General features: G+C 68.6%; 24 protein-coding genes, 2 tRNA genes and 1 pseudogene. 7 read left to right on the top strand and 20 right to left on the bottom strand.

Annotated elements, in window-relative coordinates; genetic code table 11:
* Positions 1–5: 5 nt before the first annotated feature.
* The 9 genes from FNV62_RS23405 to FNV62_RS23365 form a co-directional block, all read right to left on the bottom strand.
* Entirely contained in the window at positions 6–875 is an 870-nt protein-coding gene (locus tag FNV62_RS23405) for an ABC transporter permease (protein WP_143605450.1), read from the bottom strand.
* Positions 872–1,837, bottom strand: coding sequence for an ATP-binding cassette domain-containing protein (locus FNV62_RS23400; protein ID WP_143627003.1), 966 nt, complete (start codon positions 1,835–1,837; stop codon positions 872–874). Before FNV62_RS23400 ends, FNV62_RS23405 begins: the two co-directional genes overlap by 4 nt.
* Positions 1,834–2,304 (bottom strand): lasso peptide biosynthesis B2 protein, encoded by a 471-nt coding sequence (locus FNV62_RS23395; protein ID WP_054228345.1) that lies wholly within the window; start codon positions 2,302–2,304, stop codon positions 1,834–1,836. The genes FNV62_RS23400 and FNV62_RS23395 overlap by 4 nt, the downstream gene beginning before the upstream one ends.
* Positions 2,301–2,564: a lasso peptide biosynthesis PqqD family chaperone gene (locus FNV62_RS23390; protein WP_054228346.1), complete on the bottom strand. Its 264-nt coding sequence runs from the start codon at positions 2,562–2,564 to the stop codon at positions 2,301–2,303. Before FNV62_RS23390 ends, FNV62_RS23395 begins: the two co-directional genes overlap by 4 nt.
* Positions 2,561–4,402 carry a lasso peptide isopeptide bond-forming cyclase gene (locus tag FNV62_RS23385; RefSeq protein ID WP_143601959.1) on the bottom strand — a complete coding sequence of 614 codons (1,842 nt, stop codon included), beginning with the start codon at positions 4,400–4,402 and terminating at the stop codon, positions 2,561–2,563. The genes FNV62_RS23390 and FNV62_RS23385 overlap by 4 nt, the downstream gene beginning before the upstream one ends.
* 73 nt (positions 4,403–4,475) lie before the next feature.
* Positions 4,476–4,604, bottom strand: a complete 129-nt coding sequence (locus FNV62_RS23380; protein WP_103079660.1) for an aborycin family tricyclic lasso peptide — start codon at positions 4,602–4,604, stop codon at positions 4,476–4,478.
* A 115-nt stretch (positions 4,605–4,719) separates the two neighbouring features.
* On the bottom strand, positions 4,720–5,472 hold the full coding sequence (locus tag FNV62_RS23375) for an ABC transporter permease (RefSeq protein ID WP_060900510.1): 753 nt from the start codon (positions 5,470–5,472) through the stop codon (positions 4,720–4,722).
* Entirely contained in the window at positions 5,465–6,412 is a 948-nt protein-coding gene (locus FNV62_RS23370) for an ABC transporter ATP-binding protein (protein ID WP_097285130.1), read from the bottom strand. The genes FNV62_RS23375 and FNV62_RS23370 overlap by 8 nt, the downstream gene beginning before the upstream one ends.
* A 146-nt stretch (positions 6,413–6,558) precedes the next feature.
* A complete protein-coding gene (locus tag FNV62_RS23365) occupies positions 6,559–7,692 on the bottom strand; it encodes a sensor histidine kinase (protein ID WP_143601957.1) in 1,134 nt (377 codons plus the stop codon).
* Positions 7,693–7,842: 150 nt separating this feature from the next.
* Between FNV62_RS23365 and FNV62_RS23360 the strand changes: the two genes are divergently transcribed.
* On the top strand, positions 7,843–8,535 hold the full coding sequence (locus FNV62_RS23360; protein ID WP_054228351.1) for a response regulator transcription factor: 693 nt from the start codon (positions 7,843–7,845) through the stop codon (positions 8,533–8,535).
* A 297-nt stretch (positions 8,536–8,832) separates the two neighbouring features.
* Here the strand turns inward: FNV62_RS23360 and FNV62_RS23355 are convergent.
* Positions 8,833–8,974: transfer RNA gene (locus tag FNV62_RS23355), tRNA-OTHER, on the bottom strand.
* A 252-nt stretch (positions 8,975–9,226) separates the two neighbouring features.
* Here FNV62_RS23355 and FNV62_RS23350 point away from each other — a divergent pair.
* Complete coding sequence (locus tag FNV62_RS23350) at positions 9,227–9,604, top strand: DUF5958 family protein (protein WP_263986621.1); 378 nt, start codon at positions 9,227–9,229, stop codon at positions 9,602–9,604.
* A 368-nt stretch (positions 9,605–9,972) separates the two neighbouring features.
* Here the strand turns inward: FNV62_RS23350 and FNV62_RS23345 are convergent, their stop codons facing one another.
* On the bottom strand, positions 9,973–10,437 hold the full coding sequence (locus tag FNV62_RS23345) for a hypothetical protein (protein WP_143627001.1): 465 nt from the start codon (positions 10,435–10,437) through the stop codon (positions 9,973–9,975).
* Between the two features lie 303 nt (positions 10,438–10,740).
* Between FNV62_RS23345 and FNV62_RS23340 the strand changes: the two genes are divergently transcribed.
* The gene (locus FNV62_RS23340) at positions 10,741–11,529 is read left to right on the top strand and encodes a hypothetical protein (protein WP_186003099.1); all 789 of its coding nucleotides are present in this window, start codon (positions 10,741–10,743) and stop codon (positions 11,527–11,529) included.
* Between the two features lie 280 nt (positions 11,530–11,809).
* Here the strand turns inward: FNV62_RS23340 and FNV62_RS23335 are convergent, their stop codons facing one another.
* A complete protein-coding gene (locus FNV62_RS23335) occupies positions 11,810–13,384 on the bottom strand; it encodes a cation acetate symporter (protein ID WP_225900345.1) in 1,575 nt (524 codons plus the stop codon).
* Between the two features lie 26 nt (positions 13,385–13,410).
* Positions 13,411–13,863 carry a DUF485 domain-containing protein gene (locus FNV62_RS23330; RefSeq protein WP_097285125.1) on the bottom strand — a complete coding sequence of 151 codons (453 nt, stop codon included), beginning with the start codon at positions 13,861–13,863 and terminating at the stop codon, positions 13,411–13,413.
* A gap of 408 nt (positions 13,864–14,271) precedes the next feature.
* Here FNV62_RS23330 and FNV62_RS23325 point away from each other — a divergent pair.
* Both FNV62_RS23325 and FNV62_RS23320 read left to right on the top strand, forming a co-directional pair.
* Positions 14,272–14,933, top strand: a pseudogene (locus FNV62_RS23325) (tyrosine-type recombinase/integrase); the annotation flags it as partial.
* 837 nt (positions 14,934–15,770) lie between these two features.
* Complete coding sequence (locus FNV62_RS23320) at positions 15,771–17,525, top strand: hypothetical protein (protein WP_144315627.1); 1,755 nt, start codon at positions 15,771–15,773, stop codon at positions 17,523–17,525.
* A gap of 757 nt (positions 17,526–18,282) precedes the next feature.
* Here FNV62_RS23320 and FNV62_RS23315 read toward each other — a convergent pair.
* From FNV62_RS23315 to FNV62_RS23300, 4 genes are all read right to left on the bottom strand, one after another.
* The gene (locus FNV62_RS23315) at positions 18,283–18,501 is read right to left on the bottom strand and encodes a hypothetical protein (RefSeq protein WP_143601931.1); all 219 of its coding nucleotides are present in this window, start codon (positions 18,499–18,501) and stop codon (positions 18,283–18,285) included.
* Between the two features lie 395 nt (positions 18,502–18,896).
* Positions 18,897–19,283 carry a hypothetical protein gene (locus FNV62_RS23310; protein ID WP_225900344.1) on the bottom strand — a complete coding sequence of 129 codons (387 nt, stop codon included), beginning with the start codon at positions 19,281–19,283 and terminating at the stop codon, positions 18,897–18,899.
* Between the two features lie 155 nt (positions 19,284–19,438).
* Positions 19,439–19,972 carry a hypothetical protein gene (locus FNV62_RS23305; protein WP_144315626.1) on the bottom strand — a complete coding sequence of 178 codons (534 nt, stop codon included), beginning with the start codon at positions 19,970–19,972 and terminating at the stop codon, positions 19,439–19,441.
* Between the two features lie 378 nt (positions 19,973–20,350).
* The gene (locus FNV62_RS23300) at positions 20,351–20,983 is read right to left on the bottom strand and encodes a GIY-YIG nuclease family protein (protein ID WP_225900343.1); all 633 of its coding nucleotides are present in this window, start codon (positions 20,981–20,983) and stop codon (positions 20,351–20,353) included.
* Positions 20,984–21,048: 65 nt separating this feature from the next.
* Here FNV62_RS23300 and FNV62_RS23295 point away from each other — a divergent pair, with 65 nt between their 5' ends.
* Entirely contained in the window at positions 21,049–21,387 is a 339-nt protein-coding gene (locus FNV62_RS23295; protein WP_097285119.1) for a cyclic-phosphate processing receiver domain-containing protein, read from the top strand.
* Positions 21,388–21,641: 254 nt separating this feature from the next.
* Here the strand turns inward: FNV62_RS23295 and FNV62_RS23290 are convergent, their stop codons facing one another.
* The 3 genes from FNV62_RS23290 to FNV62_RS23280 form a co-directional block, all read right to left on the bottom strand.
* Positions 21,642–22,073 carry a hypothetical protein gene (locus tag FNV62_RS23290; protein WP_225900342.1) on the bottom strand — a complete coding sequence of 144 codons (432 nt, stop codon included), beginning with the start codon at positions 22,071–22,073 and terminating at the stop codon, positions 21,642–21,644.
* A gap of 821 nt (positions 22,074–22,894) precedes the next feature.
* A tRNA-Arg gene (locus FNV62_RS23285) sits at positions 22,895–22,967 on the bottom strand.
* 69 nt (positions 22,968–23,036) lie between these two features.
* Positions 23,037–23,786 (bottom strand): TetR/AcrR family transcriptional regulator, encoded by a 750-nt coding sequence (locus FNV62_RS23280; RefSeq protein WP_060900503.1) that lies wholly within the window; start codon positions 23,784–23,786, stop codon positions 23,037–23,039.
* Between the two features lie 174 nt (positions 23,787–23,960).
* Here FNV62_RS23280 and FNV62_RS23275 point away from each other — a divergent pair, with 174 nt between their 5' ends.
* The gene (locus tag FNV62_RS23275; RefSeq protein WP_144315625.1) at positions 23,961–25,586 is read left to right on the top strand and encodes an MFS transporter; all 1,626 of its coding nucleotides are present in this window, start codon (positions 23,961–23,963) and stop codon (positions 25,584–25,586) included.
* Positions 25,587–25,592: the final 6 nt, after the last annotated feature.

Here is a 25,592-nt window from a genome sequence, read left to right as displayed (position 1 = left end):
CGGCCTCATGACGTACGGGAGAACCGGTAGCCGGCGAGGCCCAGCGCGACCGCGGTGAGGGCGGCCAGGAAACCCAGTTCGGCGGCCACGGGCGGATGCCAGTCGCCGAGCATCAGCCGGGTCTGCTCCGAGGTGAGCACGCTCGGTCCTGGCAGGGTCCGGCGGACCGCGTCGACGCCGTACGTCAGCGGGTTGAGCTTGACGACGGTGTCGAGCCAGCCGGGCAGGCCGTTGGGCGGGAACATCGCGCCGGAGAAGAACATCAGCGGCATCAGGCTCAGGTTCACCACGACCTGGAAGGTGTCGACCTGCCGGATGGTGACGGCGGCGAGCAGCCCGAGCGCGGTGAACATGAGGGAGACCAGCAGGAGTTCGAGGAGGACGACCAGCAGCATCGGCGTGTAGCGGATGCTCGCGATCCCGCCGACGGACAGCACCATGAGGCCGTAGACCGCGCCGGTGGTGGCGCCGCCGAGGGCCAGTCCGAACACGATGGACGCGCGCGGGAACGGCGCCACGAGCATCTGGCGCAGCACCCCCAGCCTGCGGTCCCACACCAGCGAGATGCCCACCGCGATCGCCGGCGCCTGCACGGACATGACCAGCGTGCCGGGAAACAAGTAGGCCCGGTAGTCGTTCAGTTGGGCCTTGCCGAGGCTGGACGACGCCGCGTCGAGGCCGGTGCCGAGGACGACGAGGAACAGCAGCGGTGTCACGAGTCCCATGGCCAGGCGCACGGGGTTGTGCCGCAGCCGGGTCATCTCCCGCCGCCAGAGCAGCAGGACGGGGCGCGCCGCGTTGCGGGACCGGTCGGTCGGTGATGGTGCGGTGCTGACGTCGCCGAGTGCGGCGGGTGCGGTGTCGGTCCGGCTCATCGCAGTCCTTCCCCGAGGTTGCCGAGCGTGCGCGGGCCGGTCGGGCTCTCCCGGATGGCGAGACCGGTGTGGTGCAGGAAGACGTCGTCGAGGGTGGGTGGGGCGATGGCGACCTCGCGTACGGTCACGCCGAGTTCGGTGCACAGGCGGGGCACCAGGGCCGCCGCGCGCTCGACCCGGAGCAGCAGACCGTCCGGAGTGGGCTCCGCCGGGAGGCCGAACCGGTCGCCGATGGCGGCGGCGGCGCGCTGGTCGTCGTCGGTGCGCAGGACGACGAGGTCGGCCCCGATGACGGACTTGAGGTCCGCGGGTGTGCCCTCCGTGACCACCTTGCCCCGGTCGATGATCGCGATCCGGTCGCAGTGCTCGGCCTCGTCCAGTTGATGGGTGGTGACGAAGACCGTGATGCCCCTCTCCCGGCGCAGCCGTTCCAGGTGCTCCCAGACGGCGGCGCGGGTCTGGGCGTCCAGTCCGGTCGTCGGCTCGTCGAGGAACAGCACGCTGGGCTCGGCGAGCAGACCACGGGCGATCTCGAGGCGGCGGCGCAGTCCGGTGGAGAACTGCCGTACGGGCACCCTGCGGCGCTCGGAGAGGTCCATCAGGTCGAGCATCGAGCCGATCGCGTCGCGGGACGCGCGCCGGGACAGGCCGCACAGGTCGGCCTGGAAGCGGAGGTTCTCGGCGGCGGTGAGGTCCAGGTCGAGGGTCGACTCCTGGAACACGATGCCGATACGGCGGCGGACCTCGGCGGGCCGGGCGGCGACGTCGAAGCCGGCCACCTCCGCACGGCCCGCGGTGGGCCGGAGCAGGGTGGTCAGCATGTTGATGGTGGTGGTCTTGCCCGCGCCGTTCGGTCCGAGGAAGCCGTAGACGCTGCCCGTGGGCACGGTCAGGTCGAGCCCGTTCACGGCCGGTGCGGTGCCGTAGTACGCGTAGAGGCCCTCGGCCCGGATCGCTGTCATGAGCGGCTCCCTCGGGAGGGGCGGAGGGGACGGTCGGAGGTGCTCCGGCGTCCGTCCGGGCGGCGGACCGCCAGGACCGTGCGGAACACGCTGAGTTCGCCGGGCTCGTCCACCGGCCGCCCCTCGGCCTCCACCCAGGCGTGCGCGCCGAACGGTTCGGTTCTGAATCCCGTGCACCAGTCGGCCCACCTGCCGTGTGCCCGGCACAGCAGGACGGTGGCCACGGAACGCTGGAGGCAACCGAGGCCCGCGCAGCGGGTGCTGACCGAGACGACGGACCGGCGGGCCCGCGCCACCTCGGCGTATCCGGCGGGGCGGGACCCCTTGCTGACCACGCCCAGCACACGATGCAGTCGGGCCGGCGGCAACCGGACCAGCAGACGGGCCGCCCCCGCGGCGCATCGGGGGGCGAGCTGCCGGTACCAGGGCAGCCGCGGGGCCTGTTCGGCCACGGCGGGGGTGGTCACGAGGCCACCTCCACGAGCTTGGCCGCGCTGAGCGCGTCGATGAGGGCCTGGACGTCCTGCCGTGCCTGGTCGTCGCTGACCGGGGCCGCGGCGCACAGGCCGGCGGCGGCCGCGTCGGGCGCCGTTCCGTCGAGCAGTTGGCGCAGGACGCCCGCACCGGAGTGGTTCAGTTGCCAGTAGCGGCCGCGGCGCCCGTCGAGCAGCACGGCCCCGGAGTCGACGACGGTGAGGGTGACGTCGCGGGCGAGGGTCAGCTTCATCGGTGTTCTCCCGTAGGCGTGTTCCGGGCGGGTGGCATGGGGTACGTCTCCGGATGCGTCCGCAGCCAGCTCTCGCACGCCACCGTGGTGTCGATCGGCTGGAGATGGTGGGACATCGGCCCCGGGTTCAGCACCGCGGACCGGAAGGCCGCCGGGTCGATGAGGCCGAGCCGGGCGAGCTGGGAGTCCTCGCACAGCTCCAGGATCCGGGCCCGGTTGCGGGCCAGGCCCCGGAACGCCTCCGCGCTGAACTCGCCCTTGTCACGGCGGCCCAGGATGTCCGCGGGGACGAGACCCCGTGCGGCCGAGGTGAGCAGCGGCTTGAACCGCCCACCGAGCAGGCGCTGGTCGATCCGGGTGGCCAGGGCCGCCTCCACCACCCGGTCGTCGAGGAAGGGCGCGTCCCAGGTGATGCCGGTGTCCCCGAGGGCGGAGTTGACCTGGCGGACGGTGGTCCCCTCGAAGACGAGCGAGGCGAGCGCCTGGTGCCGGGCCCGGTCGGCGTCCAGCGGCCCGGGTCCCTCGGTGGCGGCGTCTGTGAGAAGGGCGCGGACCGCGGCCACGGCGTCGGGGGTCGCCCAGGTCGGCATGCGGGGCGCGAACACCCAGCCGAAGTCGGGCTCGTCGACGGGCGGGGGCGGGGCGTCGATGCGGGCGGCGACCCGACCGAGGTTCTGCGTGAACGTCGAGCGGTCAAGGAGCGAGCGTACGGTCGCCCGCCACGGCCAGCGATTGGCCAGCCGGTAGCGGTTGACCAGCCGCAGCCCGCCGACCGGTGTGGCCCGGGCCAGGGACCAGGCGCAGGCGGGCATCCGGCCGAACAGCTCGTCACCGCCGAAGCCGGTCAGGTGCAGTGTGGCGCCCTCCGCCGTGGCCCGCTTGGCGAGGTCCTGGATGTGGGCGAGTCCGGAGGCCCAGGTCGAGGGACCCTCCGGGGCCGCGCCCACGAGGTCGGTGGTGTAGCCGACGTCGAAAAGGTTCTCGGCGCGGTCGGCGGACAGCGTGTGGTGCCGGGCCGCAGGCAGGCACTCTGCGGCCCGGTGGGCCCACATCGTGTCCGCGTTGGCGCTGTCGATCGGCGTCACGTGGTACGTGACCAGGTCGGCGCCGGCCGCGTGCGCGAGGAAGCACAGTGAGGTGGAGTCCAGACCGCCGGACAGGTCGGCGCTGAGGGTGCCGCCCGCGGCGACCCGGCTGGTGATCGCGTCGTCCAGTGCCGAACGGACGGCGGCTGCGCCCTGCGCGAGCGTGAGGGACGGCTCCGGGAGTTCCCACCAGCGGGTCTGCCGGGCCCGGCCGTCCGTGTCCAGTTCCAGCCAGTGGCCGGTGGTGAGCGCCTCGACGCCCCGGCGGACGGGGCGCTGGGCGAGCGGCCAGGGTGGTCCGCCCGGCGCCAGCAGGCGGGCGGCGAGCACGGTCTCGTCGAGGCCGGCGCCGGTCAGCCGCAGCAGGGGTTCCACCCCGCTCGCGGCGACGGTCACCCCGTCGACGACGGCGGTGAAGATCTGTCGTACGCCGACGGCCGAACCCTGCACCCTGGTCCTGCCGTCCAGTGACACGGCCAGGTGGACGGCTCCCGGCAGCCGGGACGCGATCGAGTCCACGTCGTGCAGCGAGCGCAGTCGGCCGAGCGCGGCCGCCGCGGCGGTCTCGTCGAGCCGGGTGTGTCCCAGCACGACCATCCGCCGTGGGCCCGCCTGGACGACGACGGCCTCGGCCTCGGGCCAGTCGCCGACGATCCAGGGCCGCCCCGACGCGTGATCGACGCGCCGCGTCGCCCGCAGCCGGCCGGCTGCGGCGGCACCGGCCGGGCAGTCCGGAAGAACCACGAATTCCATGTCGCCTCGTTCCCCGTCTCCTCGTCACCCCGGGTGGTGCCGGTGCGCGTGAACGCACCGGCACCGGACGTGATCACCAGAAGCAGACGATCGCGTAGCCGCAGCCGGCGAAGTCGTTGCAGCTTCCGACGCCGAGGCACTTCGTGAGCTCCTCGAAGTCGCCGACTTCCTGGAGCATGGGGGGCTCGTAGATCGCGGACATGGTGTCCTCCCGTTTCGGATCGGTCAGGCCGACCTTGTTCGGCCTGTGATCTGTCACGGAAGCTACGGGGCGGACTGTCCCACCGGCATGGGGCAGTTGTCCCATGCCGGTCCTGTCAGCTGTCCCACCGGCGCTGGCGCACCCAGCCCCATCCGAGGGCGGCGACGGTCCAGGCGAGCAGCACCGTGAAGCCGAAGGCCGTGTGCGGGGACCGGACGGTGAGCAGTTCGTTTCCCGCCTGGTCGGGGAAGTACCGGGCCATCTCCTTGGTCGCCCCGATGAGGGACAGGATGTGCGTCCCGGCGAGCACCATCGGCAGCAGAACGGCCAGCGGTACGACGGCGTTGCGGGCGATCGCCGCGATACCCGCCGCGAACAGGCACATCAGGGTCAGATAGACGACCGCCCCGGCCAGGGCGCGCGGGACACCGCTCGCGCCGAGCGAGGAACCGTGGGACCCGAGGGCCGCCTGCGTGACCAGGTAGCCGAGGACGGTGACGGGGACGGAGACGGCCACCGCCGCCAGGGCGGTGACGACCGTCTTCGCCGCGTAGAGCCGTCCGCGCCGGGGGACGGCGAGCAGGGAGACACGGATCATGCCGGACGTGTACTCGCTGGTGACGACGAGGACGCCGAACACGATCAGCGCCAACTGGCCGTAGAGGATGCCGTCGAGACCGGCCTGTTCCGGGGTGAAGTCGGAACGCAGGCTCGGGTTGTCGGACTCCAGCGCGTTCTTCGCGGACCAGCCGTCGAGTGCGGCGATGAGGACGCTGACCGCGGCGAACAGCAGCAGCGAGATCCGGGTGCCGCGAATGCCGCGCAGCTTGGTGGTCTCGGCGCGGACGGCCGCGAGGGTCTCAGACATGGGTGTTCCTGCCTTCCTCACCGAGGGCGCGTGCGCCGTCGGCTCCCGCGCGGGTGCCTTCTTCTCCGATGACGTCGAGGAAGGTCTCCTCCAACGACCCGGCGTGGGTGGCGAGTTCGTCGAGCGGGAAGCCGCCCGCCGCGGCGATCCGGCTGACGTCCGCGGCCGCCATGCCCACGACGTCCAGGCCGCCGCCGGGGACGCGGCTCACCGTGGCGCCGCGACCTTCCAACTCCCTGCCGAGCCGGTCGGGTTCGGCGGTGCGGACCCGGACGTACGACCGTCCGTGGCGCTCGATGAAGTCGGACATCCCGGTGTCCGCGAGGAGCCGGCCCCGGCTGATGACGACCAGGTGATCGGCGACCAGGGCCATCTCGGTCATCAGATGGCTGGAGATGAGGACGGTACGGCCCTCGGCGGCCATCGAGCGCAGCAGGTCGCGCAGCCAGCGGATGCCCTCGGTGTCCAGGCCGTTGACCGGTTCGTCGAGCACCAGCACGGGCGGGTCGCCGAGGAGTGCGGCGGCCAGGCCCAGCCGCTGGCCCATGCCGAGGGAGAAGGTGCCGGTCCGGCGCCGGGCCGCGTCCGCGAGCCCGACCGCCTCCAGGACCTCGGCGACCCGGCCGCGGGCGATCCGGTTGCTCTGGGCGAGCCAGAGCAGATGGTCGCGCGCGGTCAGGCCGCGGTGCGGGGCCGAGGTCTCCAGCAGGGCGCCGATGCGGCGGAGGGGGTGGGCCAGGTCGCCGTAGGCGTGCCCGTCGATCCGCGCGGTTCCGGTGTCGGGGCGGGTCAGGCCCAGCATCATCCGCAGGGTGGTCGACTTCCCGGCGCCGTTGGGGCCGAGGAAGCCGGTGACGGCTCCGGGCCGCACCGTGAAGGTCAGGCCGTCCACGACGGTGGCCGGCCCGTACCGCTTGGTCAGGTTCTGGACGTCAATCACACGACGAGTCTGGCCGCGGCGGCCGCACCACACATCGGACCGGGGTCGGGACGGTGCGGGCCGGTTTCGCGGACCGGACCCATACCGGGGTATGAGACCGTTTCAGCCATATGCGGGGGGCGGGACGTATGGCGGTTGGCGTGGCACTAGTACGGCAGTGTCGCGAGGATCCGGAAGCCCGCGCCGGGGCGGGGGCCCGCCGTGAGGGTCCCGCCGTGCGCGACGGCCCGTTCCCTCATCCCGACGAGCCCCATGGCGCCGCCGGGAACGGTCGGCCGGTGCCCGGGTCCGGGGCCGTCGTCGGTGACGCCGATCGTCAGCACACCGTCCTGCGCGGTGACGCTGACCAGGCAGCGGGTCGGGGCAGCGTGTTTGACGACGTTGGTCAGCGCCTCCTGGACGATCCGGAACGCGGTCAGCGCGACCCCGTCCGGTGGTTCCTCCACGCAATCGGAGCGCAGGTCGACGCTGACGCCCGCCGCCTCGGCCGTACGGACCAGGGAAGGCAGGTCCGACAGTCCGGGGACCGGCTGGAGGTCCTGCTGCTGGGCGTCGTCTTCTCGGCGCAGCACCTTGAGGGTGGCCCGCATGTCGCGCAGCGCCCTGCGGCTGATGTCCTCGATGACGGTGAGGGCCTCTCCGGCCTCCTCGGGGTGGGTGGCGATGACGTGGTTGGCGACCCCGGCCTTGATCGCGATCAGGCCCACGCTGTGGGTGACGACGTCGTGGATGTCCCGGGCGATCCTCATGCGTTCTTCGACCTTGGCCTGCTCGGTCGCCTGCACGATGGTCCGCCGCAGGCTCTCGCGTCGCTCCCGTACGGCCGTCCCCGCGGCCCACGTCGCCCCCAGTACCAATAGCCCGAACAGCAGTTGCACCGCCAGGGTGCCGCCTGTGTAGTGCTGCCCGCCCGTCACCGTCAGCAGGGCCGCGCCCGCCGTGCTCGCCCCGCCGACGATCACGGCCGACCGCCCCAGCTGCCGTCGCCGTGTCGTCGCGACCAGGTACAGGGCGTAGGCCGCGGAGAGGAACACGGCAGGGCCGAGACCGGCGGCCAGCGCCACGCAGGACGCGGTGAGGACGATCGCGAACACCGGGACGGGCCACAGCCGCCGTACGGCGAGCGGCAGCGCGGTGGCGAGCGAGAGCAGCGATACGGCGAGCCCACCGGGCGCGCCGCCGCTGTCGGGTCGTACCAGCGTCAGTTGCGGAAGCAGGGCGAACCCGAGGGCCGCCGCCCCGTCGAGGAGGATCAGGCGTCGGCGCGAGACATCTCCCATGTCCCGAACCTATGTGTCTGATCAGCCGGACGTCCAACGCGGCCGGAACCGGACCATGACCGCTCAAGTCGGTGTAGTCCGTCCGTTTAGTCTGCTTAGGCTGGCACCGTCTTTGCAGGCGTACAACGCTTACCACGGGGGTGCAAAGCTATGCGGATCAATCTCTTCATCCTCAGTGAGGACCCGGTGTCCCTGGCCGGACTTGAAGCGATCGTCGAACAGGACGACAGCGTCAACCTCATCGGCACGGCGGTCGATGAATCCCACGGCCTTCGATGTCTGGAGAACAACCCGCTCCGGCCGGACGTGGTGATCATCGCTGAGCCACCGTCAAAACGCGCCATCTGCAGGAACGTTGCGTGGATCGTCTCCCTGTACCGCCAGGAGAAGTCACGGCCACAGATCGTCGTGGTGTCGCAGAACGACTACGACGACGTGATCGTCTCCGCCCTCCGCCTCGGCGTGAACGGGTATCTCGCGCGGATCGCGTCCCCGGAGGAACTGTTTCAGGCGCTGCACATCGTGGCCCGCGGGGGCGCCGCGTTCAGCCCGACGATCGCGGCTCGCTTCAGCAGGTTCTTCGCCACCATACAAAGACTCCCCGAGCCGCCCGAGTTCTCCCAACTGACCAGCAGGGAGGCGGAGATACTGGAACTGCTCGCCGACGGCATGAACAACCGCCAGATCGCCCGGCGCCTCTTTCTCGCGGAGAAGACCGTACGCAACTACGTCTCCCGCATCTTCACCAAACTGGAGGTGCACGACCGGGCCGCCGCCGTACTGCGCGCACGCGACGCCGGTTTCGGCGACCAGGCCGATGCCGTACTGCCCCAACACGCCTGACACGCCAGGAGAGCGAGCGCGCGGCCCTCTGGTCAGCGTGCTCGCGGTGCCGGCGACTTCATTGGCGGCCGGATCCCCGTGGAACCGGCAGCACCGGGCAGCGACCGGATCAGCAGCGTGACCTCGGCCAAGGCGCTCGGCATCGACGGCCCCGGCCATCCGGCCGCCGACACCTTCGGCCCGACGCCCGTCGGACTGTCCCGCCTCTCCTCCCACGATCCCTCGAAGTTCCGCTTCGGTCCCGGCAGGCTCACTCAGGCCATGGACGCCGAGGAGCACTCTGACCTGGTGTTTCTCTGTGCCCCGACAGGATTCGAACCTGCGACACCCGCTTTGTGGGAGAGACGGGGGCGTCTTGGGGGTGACCCGCGGTTTCTTCGGGTGATCTAGCGGGCCCGGACGGGAAGTCGGCGACGGTCATACCGGCCGCTACGAAGCCTCCAGGGACGGTATCGGGCCGGGCCAGGGCTGTTGCTGGGGTTTTGAGGTACGAAGCTGCCGTACCGCTGGAGCTGCTGGACCATGGCTACCTGGTTCGCCCTGATCGAGAACCCCTTCGGCCTTCCTCGTCGTAGAAGTGGACGAAACCGTCCTGCACGGAACACCTAAAACTGTGCTGCTCTCGGGCGCCCGCGGGCGTACCGTCGGCCTGATCACATGGGGGTGAGAGGCTGTGCTGTACGCACACGAGGTGATCCTGAACGAACTCGCGCAAGGGCTCAGACCCGTGGCTGACGGTGTCGAGTGGTTCGAGGGCCTCTCGGACGATGACCGGCGCAAGGCCTTGCACACGCTGGCGCTGTTCTGCGGGGAGGCTCGTGCGGGGGAGGACGATGTGGCGGAGAGCATCGCGCGCTCTGGCATTCGGCCCACGCACACGCCTGCGGTGATGCTCACGAAATGGCGCTTCGGGATGGACCGACTTCCGGCCTCTGAACTCACGAAGTCATTTCGGCTGCTCGTCGCCCTTTTCGGCATCGCCGATACTCGCAGGCGGACGCTGCACTGCGTCGGCGGGTGTGGTCACGAGTGGCACAATCTGTCAGATCAGCCGCAGGATCCAACTTAGGGCTACTTCTTGCCCTGGGCCTTGTCGGGGATCTCGGTGGCCTGAGATCTCCCTGCTCAGGCGCGATGGTCCCGCGCGCCTGATGGCCGTCGCTGGTCGTCCTCGGCCACTGTCGAGCGACCTCGGACGGCCCGGGGACGGGGCCCGGCCATGGGGTACATGAACGGCGTCAGCCGGTGGAAGCCGCCCGCCATTGCGCAGTGACGCACCGCGTATATCTCGCCGCACCCTAACTGGCTTCGGCCACGTTGCCGGTGCGGTCGACCAGAGCAAGCCGCGCCGGCCGGACCGTAGCGACGGTGCCTGAGTCCTCGGCTTGGGAGGCCGTCGCTGGACAGGCCGTACGAAGGGCTGCGTCCGGGGGTGCCTCAAAGATGCTGCTTGGCTGCTCTGACGAGTCGGCTGATGTCGTCACGGGTCTGTACTCGGCGCTGGTCGAGTTGGCTTCTGGTCTCCGTCTTGGTCAGTGCGGTGATGTCGGCGAGGACGGCCTCTGCGGTCTGACCCAGGGTCGCGTCGTCCGTGAGCATCTGGACCCGGAACAGGGCCTCTTGTGCGCTTGAGCGCAGGTCGTAGGCACGGATCCGGACGGAGTCGGGGTCTTCGGGTGGCGGTTGTTCGTGCTCGCAGACCCACAGGTGCACCAGGCAGCGGCGGTAGTTGATCAGCGCGCCGGCGTAGATGGAGTAGGCGTCGAGTCGTTCTTGCCGGAGCTTCTCACGGCGGGCGAACTGGTGGCTTCTGTCGGTGGTGCGTTGCTGAAACGCCAGTGTGATTCCCGAGCCGAGCAAGGTTCCGAGGACGGCTATGGCACTGGCGATGATGGTCTCCACGTCCCAAGCTGATCACGTATCGGCTTTTGATCTCGGCCGAACAGCGCTGAACGAGGCTGAATGAGACGGAAGGCGAGATGGGCGTGGCGGTCGTTGTCAGTACGGCCTCGTACTGGGCGTATTCGGCTGTTCGGCCAATGAAAAGAGATGCCGTGCCGGGCGTCGCGAGCGTCAAAGGTCTTCAACCTGTGATCATGGAGCGTTCATTAAGAGTGATCGACGAGGAGCTCCAGGTCGCGGGGCCGATGTGCCGCCGCCGCAGGGCGCTCGCGGGAACGCGCTGTAGGTGATGTGGTGAACTGGTTGACCTCGCTGCCGGCGGTGGTGCTGGTTGTGGGCTGGCTCGTTCTTGCCTTACTGGTCGCGGCCGCGGCGCGGGTCGGCGTCCGGGTGCTCGTACCGGTCGAGGAACGGGATCGGGTGCCGCAGATCGCCACGCCCCTGATGCCGACCCTCGGCGCTGCCTTCGCGATCTTTGCGGCACTCACACTGGCCAGCGAGGCCGGCTACCTGCGCGCAGCCGAGGGGTTGGTGAGTGACGAGGCGGCCGCGGCCTCCCGCCTGGCATGGGCGGCGACAAGTCCGCGCGTCCATTCGGAGCCGATCCATGCGGCACTTCTGGACTACTTGCAGACCACGCGTGCCAGGGAGTGGGAGGCTGCAGCAGCGGCGTCCGGTGACGACCCCGCCACCGCTCACGCGATCGCACGCCTGGAGCGGAGTGTGCGCGCCGAGGCGGCCCGGCCCGAGGTGGGAACCCCGACAGGCACGGAGTTGGTGGTCTCCATGGACGGTGTCACCAGTAGCCGTCGCGCCCGCATCGCGGCCGCCTCGCGCGACGTTCCCGCGCTCTACGTCGTCACGCTTGTGGTCAGCGGACTGGCCTTGATCGTGAACTCCGGCGCACTGGTCTTCCGCAGCAGTCTGCGAACGTCACTGCTGATCGTAGGTGTTGCGAGTGTGGTCGGGCTGAGCCTGGCGTTGCTCTTCGCACTCAGCGCGCCCTGGAGCGGACCGTTCATCGTCAGTGGGCAACCACTCGACGCCATCATCGAGGACCTGAAGTCCGGCTTCTTCGCCGGCGGGTCGTAGGCGCCGGGCGCGATCAGTAGCCGACAACTGATCACCGGCGGCCCGTGACGTGCGGCCGCCCAATCAATCAACCCCCTGACCTGTTGTCGAGCTGTCCCGGTGCGAGGTCGGCCGGTTCCCCGGTGTTCCCCGTGGTTTCCCGTACGGTCTGGCACGGGTCTGGCCCGACCGCACGGGGTCGGCTGTCCGTGCGCGGGTTCACGGGTACTGCTGGAGCCGGTACCGCAGCAGTCCGGCCTGGCCGGTACCCAGGCCGCCTGGGCGGTGCTTTCGGCACAATTCAGCTTCCTCGTCTCGCCGCCCCCGCCAGAATCCATGCTTCGACCGCCTCGTACTGCTGGCGCTGTTCCTCCGCCTTTTGCCGCCCGGAGATCTTTGTCCCTGTCCAGCCGAAAGCGAAGCCCAGGGGTATGGAGACAAGGCCGGTGGTGGTGAACGGGAACCAGTTGAAGTCGGAGTGCGGGAAGGCGGAGAAGGGGGAACCGGAGACGAGGTTGGTGCCGGTCATGAGGACGAGGGTGGCGAGTGTGCCGCCGATCAGGGTCCACAGCAGACCCGTGCGGGTGTAGCGGCGCCAGAAGAGGCTGTAGACCAGTGCCGGTGCGAGTGCGGATGCACCGATGGAGGCCGACAGCAGAGCCAACGGCTGCAGATTGTGATGCTGGACGAGGGTGGCCAGCAGGATGGTGGGGGCGCCCACCGCCAGGGCGGAGACCCGGGCGATGGTCATCTCGCGGCGGGGAGTCGTATCACGGCGCGCGAGCAGGTCGTGCGCGAGGGTGTTGGCACAGGCCAGGATCATGCTGGCGACCGATGCGAGCAGGGTGAGGAAAAGCGCCGTTGTGACCATGGTGAACAGGAACGTTTCGGACGTCGAAACACTCGTTCCGAGCGCGGCCCGTGAGCTCAGCAGATACGCGGTCCTGCCCGTCGGGTCGGCACCGGCGATCGTCGTGCGCCCGATCAGCGCCGTTGCCCCGATGCTGACGACCGTGCAGATCAGCATGAACAGTGCGACGCACGACACAGCCCAGGACATCGACCGGCGCACCTGACGGGCACTGGTCGCGGTGTACATGCGCATGGTGACGTGCGGCAGGCAGGCGCCGCCGAGGATGACGGTGAGCTCCGAGCTGATCATGTCGAGCCGGGGGCTGGGGCCACCGGCGAACTGGAGACCGGAGTGCAGGAAGGCCGGCCCCACGCCGCTGTGCGCTGCCGCGGCGGAGAACAGCTTGCCCAGGTCCCAGTCGAACTGCCGCAGAATCAGCGCGGCCACGACCGCGCCGGAGCCGAACAGCATCACGATCTTCAAGACCTGGATGAGGGCTGTGCCCTTCATACCGCCGATCACCGCGTAAGTGATCATCAGTGCGCCGATCCCGACGATGCATCCGGTCTTCAGCGAGTCACTGGAAAAGCCAAGGATGAACGCCAGCAGATCACCGGTGCCGGCGAGCTGGATGAGCATCATCGGCAGCAGGGCCGCGATCGTCGCCCCACACGCGGCGATGCGCACCTTGCGGCCGGGCATCCGCCGCGCAAGCACGTCGCCCATGGTGAACCGGCCGGCGTTGCGCAACGGTTCGGCCAGCAGGAACATCAGCAGCATGAGGGAGAGGGCGATGCTCAGTGCCAGGACGACGCCGTCGTACCCGTCGAGCGCGATCACCCCGCCTGTGGACAGGACCGTCGCCGCGGAAATGTAATCCCCAGCGATGGCAAGGCCGTTGCGCATCGGCGACAGCGACCCGTACCCGGTGTAGAACTCGTCGAGGTCGTCACCGTCAGGTCCTGTCATCACGCACAGCAGCAGGATGATCGTAGCGACCGCCGTGAATGCCACCAAAGACATCGCTTGCGTGGAACTGCTGAAACCGCTCACCGAGCCACTCCCCGCTTCACGTCCAGCTCGGCGTGCTTGCGAATGCGGTCCGCGATCGGGTCGACCCTGCGGCGCGCGGCGTGCTCGTACAGCCCGACCGCCAGACAGGTGACGGGTACCTGGAGCAGCCCGAGAAGCAGCCCCGTGGACAGGCCGCCGGAGACAGTGCCCGTCATCAACGACGGTGCGAACGCGGACAGCACAAGAAAGAGCGTGAAGTATCCGAGTGCCGTGAACGTCGCCACGCGCCGCTGGGTGCGGTAGGCGCGGCGCAACACACGTAGATCGCTGTGGTGACCGAGCCCCGTGTGGGGCGACGTCGCCCCACTGTCGAACTCCTGCTGCTGCCACGCGTAGATGACATCGGAAGAGGCGAAATGAGGCGCGGGGCGGTACGGCGCTCCTGACCGGCGCGGCTGGTATTCGGGATAAGGGAACGGATCTGGCATCCCGTTTCTCCTCATGCGACTCATGGACCCATACGGGACCGAAGGGAAGCGGGGGGTGGGCGCACGCTACCCAGCAGGTATGGACCTGCGCCAGGCTCTGGCCAAACTGAACAGTTGGTATGCAGCAGATCGATGGCTGTATCAACTACTTCTGTTCGGCGCCGGGGGATCACGGGCCACTGGCCTCGATGTTTCGTGACGGCCCGTCGGTTCATCCAGTGGGCCGTTTCGGCTGCTCAGGCGGGTGGCGGGCATGGTCGCGGCCCGGCTGTCACGTCGGGTGGGCGCCGGGTTCCACTGCTCCGGTCGTGGAACGGCTCGTTGGGGCGGGGCGTTGTTGCTGGTCAGCCGGGATTCGGCAGTCACTGGAGTCGCGTGAACGCGGTGGTGATCAGCTGGGTCCAGGGCCACGTCGCCAAGCTGGTCGAGCCGCCCCGCACGGACAACAGGGAGTTGAAGCCCTGGACGCTGGACGAGACGCTCGACTTCCTCGCCGCCTCTCGCGGAGATCCGCTCTACGCGACCTTCGTCCTCGCCATCGCCATGGGCCTTCGCCGAGGCGAGATCATCGGCCTCCGCCGGTCCGATCTCGACCTCGACAACCGTGTCCTGTACGTCCGTCAGCAGACGCAACGCCGCCGTGACGTCCTGCACGGCGACGATCCGAAGAGCCGCCGCCGTCACGCCGTACCGCTGCCCGCGCTCTGCATCGCCCCGCTGCGCTGGCACCGGACGACAGTCCGCCGCACGCGCCAAAGCAGGGGAAGGGGCAGGCATCCGGCGACGTCTTCACCACCCGCGCCGACCGCCAGGTCGAGCCACGGAACGTCTACAGCTCCTTCACCCGCATCGCCGACTCCGCCGGCATCCGAGTCGTCCGGCTGCATGACGCCCGGCACGGCACGGCCACCCTCCTCACAGCGGCCGGAGTCGCGCCCCGCGTCGTGACGGAGATCCTTGGGCACAGTCAGATCAGCATCACCATGGACGTCTACACGCACGTCGTCCAGGACACGCAGCGCGAGGCCATGAGTCACATGGATCGGCTGCTCAGGAGGCGTCCCGATCGTTCAGTGACCGTGCTCGTTGATGTCAGCTGTGGATGTCAGAGAGGGGCCGCCTCCGGATTTTCGGAGGCGGCCCCTCTCTGAACTGGTGCCCCCGGCAGGATTCGAACCTGCGACACCCGCTTTAGGAGTTTTCCCTGGGCAGGGTTATGACCTGCAGAAACGTGGGACTCGGCGCGTCTGGCCTGGCGAAACGCCCCTCCGTAGTTCTCGCGTGTTCACGTAGTTTCCCACGCTCATATGTGCTGAATCCGTTCCGCGGGGACATCGCCATGAGCCGACTCAGTGACGAGTTATGCGCGCCTCTCGATCGCCTGCGCGGCCCGGAACTGCTCGTGTTCCTCGGCTATGCGGCCTGCGTTGAGGTAGCCGCGGCCGAATCGGCAGCTCGGCGGTCCAGCAGACATGCTCTGTCTCGCTGAGCTCCACCGCATGGCCGACGACGATGGCGAGAACTTCTGCCCTCGCATGTCCACCGCCACGACGGATACGGACCCGCCGTACCGGAACGCCGTGGGCTGCTGCATGGCGGAGCATCAGAGAGACCGCCTGGCTGGTCGGAGGATCGGCAGGGGCGCCGCGGAAGGCGTGTGGACAGCCAAGTACCCCATCCAGTAAATGGTTGATCAAGGACCGCTGAGGTTGTCCGAGGCGGTGTTAGGCTCCGCGTGCTCTGCGGTTCTGTGCCGCAGCAACGGGGGATGGACGGCCGGGTGTGCTGGAAAGACGGGCAACCGCCGTACGCACGACCGGATTCACGCGCGTTGACCCCGCCGCGAGCGTAGGCACTCGACACTGACCGGTCGGCCCGGCCCGGCCCAGCTCGAAATGAAGACACCTGTGAATCGAACCGTGCACCAACGCGGCTGGCTCGCGCTTCTGCTGGCCGGCGCGGTGATGGTAGCGCTACCGGCGGCAGCAGCCGCTGACCAGACCCCGATCGACCCGGCGCTGCCGACGCCCACAGTGACGGTCGGTTCGAACTGCGGCAGCGACAGCAGCCCGGCCTGGGCCACCGTCTCCAGTCCGCCTCCCGCGGGCATGACCGTCTCCATCGGCGTACCGCGGCCGACGGTGAACGGGGTGACGTATCAGGGAGTCGTCCACGCGTGGGACGTGGACGGTTCGCAGGCGGCGGACGGATCCGTCTCCGGGCTGCCGGTGCTCTCCCAAACCGTGTATGTCCCGCTGCCCTTGTCGGACGGGCACACCTACGGCTGGCACGCGTCGACTTACAACGGTACGGCGTACTCGAATCCGTCGACGCCCTGCTACTTCAGGGTGGATGGAAGCGCGCCCCTCGCCCCGGTCGTCACCAACCCGGACTTCCCCCCGGTGGGCAGCCCGGGAACGCCCACGAAGGCTGCGGGGCAGCTCACCACGTTCAGCTTCGGCTCCAGCGACTCCCTGCCCAGCGGGTGCGCCGAGGCGGGAGCTTCGGACTGCCAGGCCAGCGGCCTGGACCACTTTGAGTACGCCCTCGACCAGGAGCCCGGCATGGGCGCCGCTCGGATTCCGGCCGACGCTGAGGGAAAGGGGAGCCTCACGACCACCCTGCCCTGGGGTGTCCACACCTTGAGTGTCGTCGGGGTCGACGCGGCCGGGAACCGGTCGCGGCCGACCGGGTACGAGGTCTCGGTTCCGTGGCAGCTCCCGCCCCCGAGTCTGCCCACCCTCGCCCTTACCGCCCCGGCGATATCCGGCCGGGCGGTCCAACTGGACGTCTCCGGTCAGCTGTCGGCGGCTCCGTACCCATCTGGTGAGGCCGTCCACGTCGTCAAGAACGACCTGGCCTATCCCGCGGGCGTGACACTGCCCGATGCGCCGTTGTCCGCCGACGGCACCTTCCACATCGCCGATGTCCCGCAGGTCGGGGGAGCCAACACATACACCGTGACCTACCCGGGTGACTCCGCCCACCAGGCCGTCAACGCGTCCGCGACCGTCCAGGTCTTCCGCAGCGCCACCGCGGTGTCCATCACCACCAACGCTCCGTCGTACGCCTACGGCGCGACCGCAAGGGTCACCGCCCACCTCGGCACGACCTACAACGGCCGCACTCTCGCGGTCTACGCCCAGCCTTACGGCGGCAAGAAGGCGCTGATCACGACCGGCACGGTGGACAGTCACGGCAACCTGGCCGCGACCTACAAGCTCACCCGCAAGACCACCTTCACCGCAGCTTTCGCCGGTGACTACCGCTACGCCCCTGCCACGACTTCCAGTACCGCGTCGGCCTACGCCAAGGTGTCTGAGTCGCTGAGCGGCTACTACGAGAGCACCCACTACGGCAGCCTCCTCTACAGGGTCTACCACCACACCGCCCAGGCCAAGCTGAACGCCACGGTCACGCCCGACAAGGACGGCCAGTGCGTGCGATTCCAGACCCAGCGGTACTACGGCGGTTCCTGGCACACGCAGAGCACCTCCTCCTGCCACACGCTCAGCACCACGAGCACCGGCTATGCGACGCTGAGCCTGACCAAGGCGGTCAACAGCAAGTTCCGTATGCGGGCCGAGTACGTCCACAGCAGCAAGGACACCGGCAACCTCAGCACTTGGGGCGCATGGCAGTACTTCACCGTCAGGCCGTGACGCACAAGGCGTCGGGTCCCTGCTGAGGGGGTGCTCGGTGCCTGGGCCTGGAAGTTGACCGACCAAGCCCCGCGTGCAACACACGTGCCACCTGGAGCGGTTCGCTGCGCGTGACCGTAACCGGTCACGTGTCCGCTCGGGTGGCAGCCGGGCGGCTTGACGAGCAACTTGCGGGATGACTGGGGCAAGCGGTCAGGAAGTCCGTGGGCGTCACAGGCGAGCTGAACCTCCACGACCTTCCGAGGTACAGGCAACAGGTCTGGGGCTGATGACGCGCCCGGGACACAGCAGCTCGCGGGCACGCTGATCTATCAGCACACGATCCACGTGGCATCGGTAGCACGCGTGTACACAGAGCAAAGGACCAGCCTGGGAGGGAAACCCCTCCTGAGCTGGCCCTTCATCGTGTGCCCCCGGCAGGATTCGAACCTGCGACACCCGCTTTAGGAGAGAGGGTGACGCGTCCTACCGGTGACCTGCGGCTTCCGTGGCCGAGCTAGTGGGCATGTCGACGCCCGGCAGTCGCCCTTGTTGACCGCGGCTGACCCCTGCATCTGGCACGGATGTGGCACGCGACTATCTGCGTCGTGCACCTTCTGATCCGTAGCTCTAGATAGATCGGTCAATGACGGTCATACAGGCCGCACTTCGGGTCTACAAGGACGCTACGGGGCGGGACCGGTTGCTGTGGTTGCTGTACTTCGCTGCTGTACCGCCGTCTCAGGGACTCCCTCAGGCGGGCACGCGGGGCGGGTATTCAGTTCCCGGCATCCCGCTCGCGCGCTCTGCGACGTTTCGGCCGGGGACGCATGTGATCGAGGGCCGTGCCGACAAGCGTCACCCCGCCGACGATCAACATCAGGATGGAGGCGACGCGGTACGTACCGGTTCCATAGATCGACTCCCCGCTGGCCCAGAGCAGGCTGACACAGAACATGATCTGGCCGGCGATTCTCCGAATGCGTGGAGTCACCATGTCTGCCCCCAAGTCCGATGCGTTCTCAGCAGGCGCTACAGGAGTGTGACATGAGGGAGCGGACCGGATTGCGACCCTCTCGATGCGAACTATGGGCGAGGCGGTCACCGAAGTCATTCGGCCTGACCATGGGGGCGCTAGCGGTCATGGGCGGCCCCCAGCGGTTGGCGCGGTTGCTGTACTGCGCTGCTGTACAGCAACCGGCTAAGTGGATTCAGGAGCCCCATAGTGGCGACCGGCCATGGCTGCGGCGAGCGCCAGAAGTGCCTCCACCTGAGCCATCTGCAAGCGATACTCCGGCTGGAGTGTCCCTCCCGTGACAGCTCTAAACGGCGCCAAGAGGTCGATGGCAGCTTGCTCGTGTTCTTCATAGCTGGCCATGTACGCCTCCGAGGTCAAGGTGGGCAGCGCGGCACGCTAACACGCGGGCGGCGGAGCGACTTTGGCCGGGAGCTGCATTGGACGCCGCGGACCAGGCTGGTTCCGGTGCCGCCGGTGGTCGTCAGGTCTCCGCAGACCTCCAGTTGCGGCAGCGTTTTGGTGACCTGGATGCCGATCGCGCCGTCGCCCGTGGTGGCGATGGAGTCGAACGAAGCGTGCCGCAGCGAGCCGTCGTAGAGGTTGAAGCCTCGCGCTCCTGTGCCGTGGGTGGTGATCGGTGCCTGTACATCCAGCCGGTCGACGTCGCCGAAGTTGACGAATCCGATGCCGCTGGGGCCGTGCGAGGTCACCGGTGCGGTGGCGGTCCAGGTCTCCACCCGGCCCCAGTTGTCCAGCACCATGTCGTTCTGGCCGTGGGTGGTGACTCCGTAGCTCTAGAGGGAACAGTCATTCGCGGTCATACAGGTTGTCACTCGGCCGCTGACGGGCGGATCGGGTCAGCTGCAGTCGGGGAGGTTGCTGTACTTCTCTGCTGTATCGGGCACCAGCAAGTGGTCTACCGCGGCAGGTAGTCCGTGCTTACCGTGATCGCTCCTAGGAGCTGGTATCCGCACGTCTTCGCTCCCGCCAGGAGGGTGCCGGCGTAGAACCCATGCGTCGCGCCGGAGGGGTAGTCGACGGTCATCTCCAACGTGTGGGTGGTAAAGCCGGGGAGGTTCCCGAGGACAGCGTCACCGCTGACCCACTGGGCGGTGGACGACTGGGTCGCCGGGTGCCAAGTCATGATCAAGTGATGCCACGACCCACCATTGAACTTCCACCAGACGGTGGGCGCCGTGCCCTTGCGGTTACTCGGCGGCACCATCTGGTAATCGAAGAACACCCCGGAAAGCGGTGCCGATTTGGCGTTGCGCACGGTGGTGTAGGTGACCAGGTTCTGTCCGGCCTTCGTGGAGGTTGGCATCTTCGACAGGTTGCCGGAACCGGTGATCTCGCCGTATGCGCAGGTCGGTTTGGAACTGACGGAAGCCGCCGCTGCTGTCTGGACTGTGCCGGGAGGCATGGCCAGCACGCTCACCCCTGCGGCCACGGCTGTGAGTCCCCACCTGAAAAGCCTCATGAATCCTCCGCTTCACGCCGTGCCATCACGAGCGTGAGCAGATCGTACGACCCTCAACTACGGCGCCAGAAAGAACCCTGCACCGATCCAACAGCCCTGCGCACACGGCTTCGGAGGCCCCTTCGCCTCATACGCAACGTGCTGGTCACGGGGCTGCGCATACCCGCTCAACGGCTACTTGTCCACGCATAGGCCACGGGGGAGGACAACCGCCTTGTAGGTTCGCTCGCAGCGCGTTGCCGTGTGCCAGAACGGGACCCGCTGGTCGCTCGCCGATCCGTCTGCGGCCGCCCCGGTGCACCATCGTTCGCCGCCGTTGATGTCAGCTGGTGATGTCAACCCGACGAACTATGCACTGACAGCCAACTCCCTTGCTCGCTGCCGGGCTTGGGATCTGACTTCCGTAAGACGGCTGTGGAACTGGTTGTGGCGGTTCTGGTCGAGGTTCAGAGGCAGGTCGAGTTGAGAGATGAGCTCCGACTCCATGGTCCACGGTTCGTCACGCTCGATCCAGCACACTCGCGCGTTCTCTGCCATCCACTGACTGAGGGTGGCTTCCCCGGCCTTGCCGAAGGTCATGCGCTTCCCGCTGCCTACGCGACGCAGCTCAATCCCGAGCAGGCAACCGAGGGTGAGGCGAAGCGTTGATCCGGCCGCATTGCCCCGGTAGTGATACCGCACGCGCTTGCGCAGGTTCTGCGTGCTGGTCCGGTTCGCCATGTACCGCGGGGCTATGCCGACGTAGAGCAGGCGCCCGGCATCGAGGTCCGGGCAGGGAGCCTTCTCGAAGTGCCATCCGTAGACCCCGGCCGCCGCCGGCACCGGGCTGGGACGCACCAAGACCTCCTGCGCCGACCACAGCCGATCCGGTTCAGTGAGAGCAGCATGGACCACGGAGCCTCCAAGGTCGGTGGGCTGATTGCCGCAGGCTACTGGCTGACCACACTGGTCCGCCGAGGGTGCCATCGTCGAGAGCTGCACCGGCCTAGTTCAGCGATCACGCTCCTCCGCTGGGCCAGCCGTGGCCTTGCCGTGATAATGCTCGGGTGAAAGAAGAGTCGCCCGTACCGACGCCCGTCATCCTCGGCATAGACGACCTCCGGCCGCTGCCCTGGACCACGCGGATCGCGCGCAGCAGCGACGAAGGTATCAAGCTCCTGCAAGAGCACCGCGACAGATTCATCGACGAACTCTGGCTCGACCATGACCTCGGCGGCGACGACAGTATCTTGCCCGTGGTGACCCTCATGGAAGAAGCCGCTTTCAACGGGCGGCCCTTCCGAATCGGCACGGTCTTCGTACACAGCGCCAACCCCATTGGCGCCGAGACCGTCGTCCGGTCGCTCACACGCTGGGACTACCAGGTCCGGCGAGCGACGGTCTAGGAATCTGATTTTGAGGTCTGGCCTCATCCTTATCAGGTCGATCACCGGGGAGCGTCGACGCCGACCAACCGGGCCTGCGCCTCGGCCGATCGTCCACTGAGGTCCGGCGTCGACCGCTGCTGGTCACGCTTGTTGGTGTCAACCGCTGGTGTCAGCCGCCGCGCGCGATCTTGACAGGAGCGGCTTTTCTTTCCGGCCTGGAGCACCAGTTTGGTGGTTCTGTCCGCAGTTCCGTGAACGAAGTAGATCGCAGGTCAGCGATTGGCTGATGGTTCGGGCCAGGGGTGCCCGTCGGGTGAGTGGCGTGCTGGGCGTCCGGCTTCTACGAAGTCGCTGTACTCGTCCTGGACCATGGTGGTGTTGACCCATCGGCTGCGGACCGCCCCGGTGAGTTCTTCGGCCGCCGTCAGCGCGGCCAGCGGGTCATCGGTGATGGACACCAGGCGGCCGAACTCCTCTTCATCGTTGTCAGGGTCGAGAGGTGGAAACTCGACGAGGTCCATGAAGGTCTCGTGACCGACGTCCTCGACGGTGTGGAGGAGGACTTCGTATCTCGATGTCGTCGCCCTGACCTCGACATAGCGGATACCGGGCCGTTCAGGTGATCCGGTCGGGCCGAGGAACTGCTCCACCGACTGGCCACGTCTCAGGGCTCCAAGGGCGAAAGCTTCTGCCAAGTAGCGCACGTGGGCAGCGTAGAGGATCGACTCATGCAGTCGCCGAGCCGACGGCATGGACCTGGTGGATCCTGATGCTGATGCCGGGGAACAGAACAGCTTGGATTGAGCAAACCTCCAAGACCAGGGCCTGCCCTGCCGGAACGATGGGTCATCGCACCGTGAACATGGCTTTCACGGAACTGCGGACAGAACCCGCCAAGTACTCAAGAGCAACCTGCTCCCGCTCGCTTCACCCACCACTGTACGAACGACCTGGACGCCAGGGGCCGCGTCTGCTCGGCTCTGCCTGGGTCGATGGCAGACGGGATGGGAGCTCCCCGCGCACGCCATCCACTCGCCGACAGCCGCGAACGGCGCCCCGTCCATCTCGGAGCCTGAGCGCCCCCGCCGGAGGCACGGTTCTGGCCGGGGGACCTCCGTGCCAGGTTTCTACTCAGGGCCGGAACTCGCTTGCGGCCCCAGGGGCCGGCCCCGGCGCCGAAGGCGCAGAGGGGCCGGGCCTCAGGGGCCAGCCCGCGCTTGCGCGGGCACTTGTTGGGGCAGGGAAAGTTCAGGTGGACGGACAGCAGCACCTGTCAAGTATGTTGCTCTGGCCGTTTCGCCCTCAAACGAGACCTGCTCGAGTGATGCCCCGGGCCCTCTCGGGCGACCGTGATCGGGACATCGCTGACCGTCTCGGCGCCATGATCCGCGACGGTGGGGGAGACACCTCTGGCGAGGACGGCAACCGCTCCACCCGGACGTAGTGGCACGCGAGTGGCACGGAGCCGGAAACGGCAAAGGGCCAGCCCTGGAGGAAACCCCTCCTGAGCTGGCCCTTCTCTCTGTGCCCCCGGCAGGATTCGAACCTGCGACACCCGCTTTAGGAGAGCGGTGCTCTATCCCCTGAGCTACGAAGGCGGGGGGATCTCGGTGGAGACCCGGCGACTAGCGTAGCGGATTCGGTGGGGTGGGGGTTCTGGCGTTCGGTCAGTGGGTGATTCGGGTTTCCAGGCCGTCCAGGACGCGGTCGAGGCCGTACTGGAAGTTCTCGTCGCGGGCGGTGCGGGGATCCTTGCCGCGTTGTTCGGCGTAGCCCTCGCGGAGGTGGGGGTAGGACTCGGCGGCCTGTTCGGCGGTGGGCCAGAGGCTTTCCACGTACTGCTGTTCGGTGTGGCCGCTGCGGGCGAGGACGTTGAGGTAGGCGGCCTCGCTGGTGGCCATGCCGGTGACGTAGGCGACGAGGGTCGAGGCGGCCTGGTCGGCCTCGGTGGTGGGCAGGCCCGCGCGAGTGAAGAGGGCGAGCAGGAACTCGGCCAGGCGCATCGCGTTCGGGCCGAGGTACGACATGCCCATCTCGCCGAGGACCGAGGCGATCCACGGGTGGCGCAGCATTGTCGCGCGCAGGCTCTGGGCGCAGTGGGTCGCGTCCGTGCGCCAGGTCGCGGGGTCGGTGGACCGGGGGATCTCGATCTCGCCGTAGATCTCGTCGATGGCCAGCTCGATGAGCTCGTCCTTGTTGGCCACGTGCCGGTAGAGCGAGGTGGCTCCGGCGCCGAGGCGGGTGCCGAGCTTGCGCATGCTCAGGGCGTCGATGCCGTCGGAGTCGAGCAGGCGTAGCGCCTCGGCGACGATCTGGTCCCGGCTCAGCGCCGGCTGTTCGCGACCGGCCCGGGGGCGGGTCCACACCGACTGGACGGGCGTCGGCGACCCCGCTTCGGCCTGCTCCTGGGGGGACATACGGCTTCCTCTCTCCCGGTCCGGCCACCGTAGCGCACAGCATGCGCAGGGTGCGTACGGGTGGCCATGGATCGGTACGTCGTTCTCTCTTGCGTACAGTGTGCGCATCGCCGTACAGTGTTCCACGGAGCGCACGGTGTGTGCGGCTCAGTTCACCGTTCGAGAGGTAGTGAGATGGACCGTCATCCGCGTCGCTGGCTCATCCTGATCGTGTTGTGCCTCAGCACCCTGGTGCTGGTCGTCGACAACATGGTTCTCACCGTGGCGATCCCGACGATCGCCGAGGACCTGAAGGCCAGTGCCCAGGACCTCCAGTGGATCCTCGACTCGTACATGCTGGTCTTCGCCGGGCTGCTGCTGACCGCGGGCAGCCTCTCCGACAAGTTCGGGCGGCGGAAGGTGATGGTCATCGGGCTCGCGCTCTTCGGGGCGGCCTCGGTGGTGGCCATGGAGGCCGCCACGCCCGGGGCGCTGATCCTGGGGCGGGTGCTGATGGGCGTCGGAGGCGCGCTGATCATGCCCAGCACGCTGTCGATCCTGGTCACCGTCTTCGACGACGCCGAGCGGCCCAAGGCCATCGCCGCCTGGAGTGCCGTCGCCATGGTCGGGCTCGTCGGTGGTCCCGTCGTCGGTGGCGCGCTGCTGGCCCACTTCTGGTGGGGGGTCGTCTTCCTCCTCAACATCCCCATCGCCGGTCTCGCGATCATCGCCGCGCTGGTCCTCATGCCCGAGTCCAAGGGGCCCTGGCGCAAGGCCGACCCGATCGGCATGGTGCTGTCGATGGTCGGCATGACCGCGCTCATCTGGACGATCATCGAGCTTCCCAAGGGCGGGCTGGGTCAGCAGGGCACGCAGCTCTCGCTCGGCCTCGCCGTGCTCGGGCTGGTCGGGTTCGGGGTGTGGGAGAGCCGCTGCTCCTCGCCGATGATCCCGGTCTCGCTCTACCGCAACAGTGTCTTCACCGGCGCGAGCTTCTCCCTCGTGCTGCTGACCCTGGCCCAGGGCGGCCTGATGCTGGTGCTGACCCAGTACCTGCAGTTCGTCCTCGGCTACTCCGCCACCCAGACCGGTCTCGCCTTCACCCCGCTGGCCCTCGCGACCCTCGCCTTCAACAGCGTCGGCGCCGCCCTGCTGCCGAAGACCGGCAACCGCGCCATGGTGGTCTTCGGACTCCTCGTCATCGCCTCCGGGTTCGGGCTGCTGTCCACGCTGAACCCGGAGAGCGGGTGGGGCGTCCTCGCCGGTGCCATGTGTCTCATGGGCGCCGGTGGCGGGTTGACGATGCCTGCGGCGATGGCGGCCATGATGGGTGCGATCCCGGACGAGCACGCCGGTGTGGGCTCCGCGCTCAACGACACCGTCCAGCAGGCCGGCGCCGCGCTCGGTGTCGCCGTCCTCGGCGCGGTCCTCTCCAGCACCTTCACCGGCCACATGCCCGCCGCCGCCCCGGCCGCCGCCCGTCACTCGATCGGCGACGCCCTCGCCGTGGCCGCCCGCACCGGCGACAGGTCCCTCCTCGCCTCCGCCCACGACGCCTTCACCAGCGCGATGTCGGCGAGCTTCCTGGCGGGCGGGGCGGGAGTCCTGGTCGCGGCCGTCCTCGCCGTCTTCCTGATGCGCGACGGCAGGCCCGCCGGAGCCTCGGACCAGGGTGCGACCCAGGTCGCGCCGGAGAAGGGTGAGACGGAGAAGGGTGAGGCGGAGAAGGGTGAGGCGGAGAAGGGTGAGGCGGACGAGGGTGTGTTGGGCGAGGGGGTGGCGGAGGTCGTGTCGGCCGGGGGCGCGGAGGTCAGCCACTGACGCCCG

Origin of the sequence: Streptomyces sp. RLB3-17 (assembly GCF_007113425.2) — a bacterium.
Taxonomy (GTDB): domain Bacteria; phylum Actinomycetota; class Actinomycetes; order Streptomycetales; family Streptomycetaceae; genus Streptomyces; species Streptomyces mirabilis_D.
This window is presented reverse-complemented; position numbering and strand designations above follow the sequence as displayed.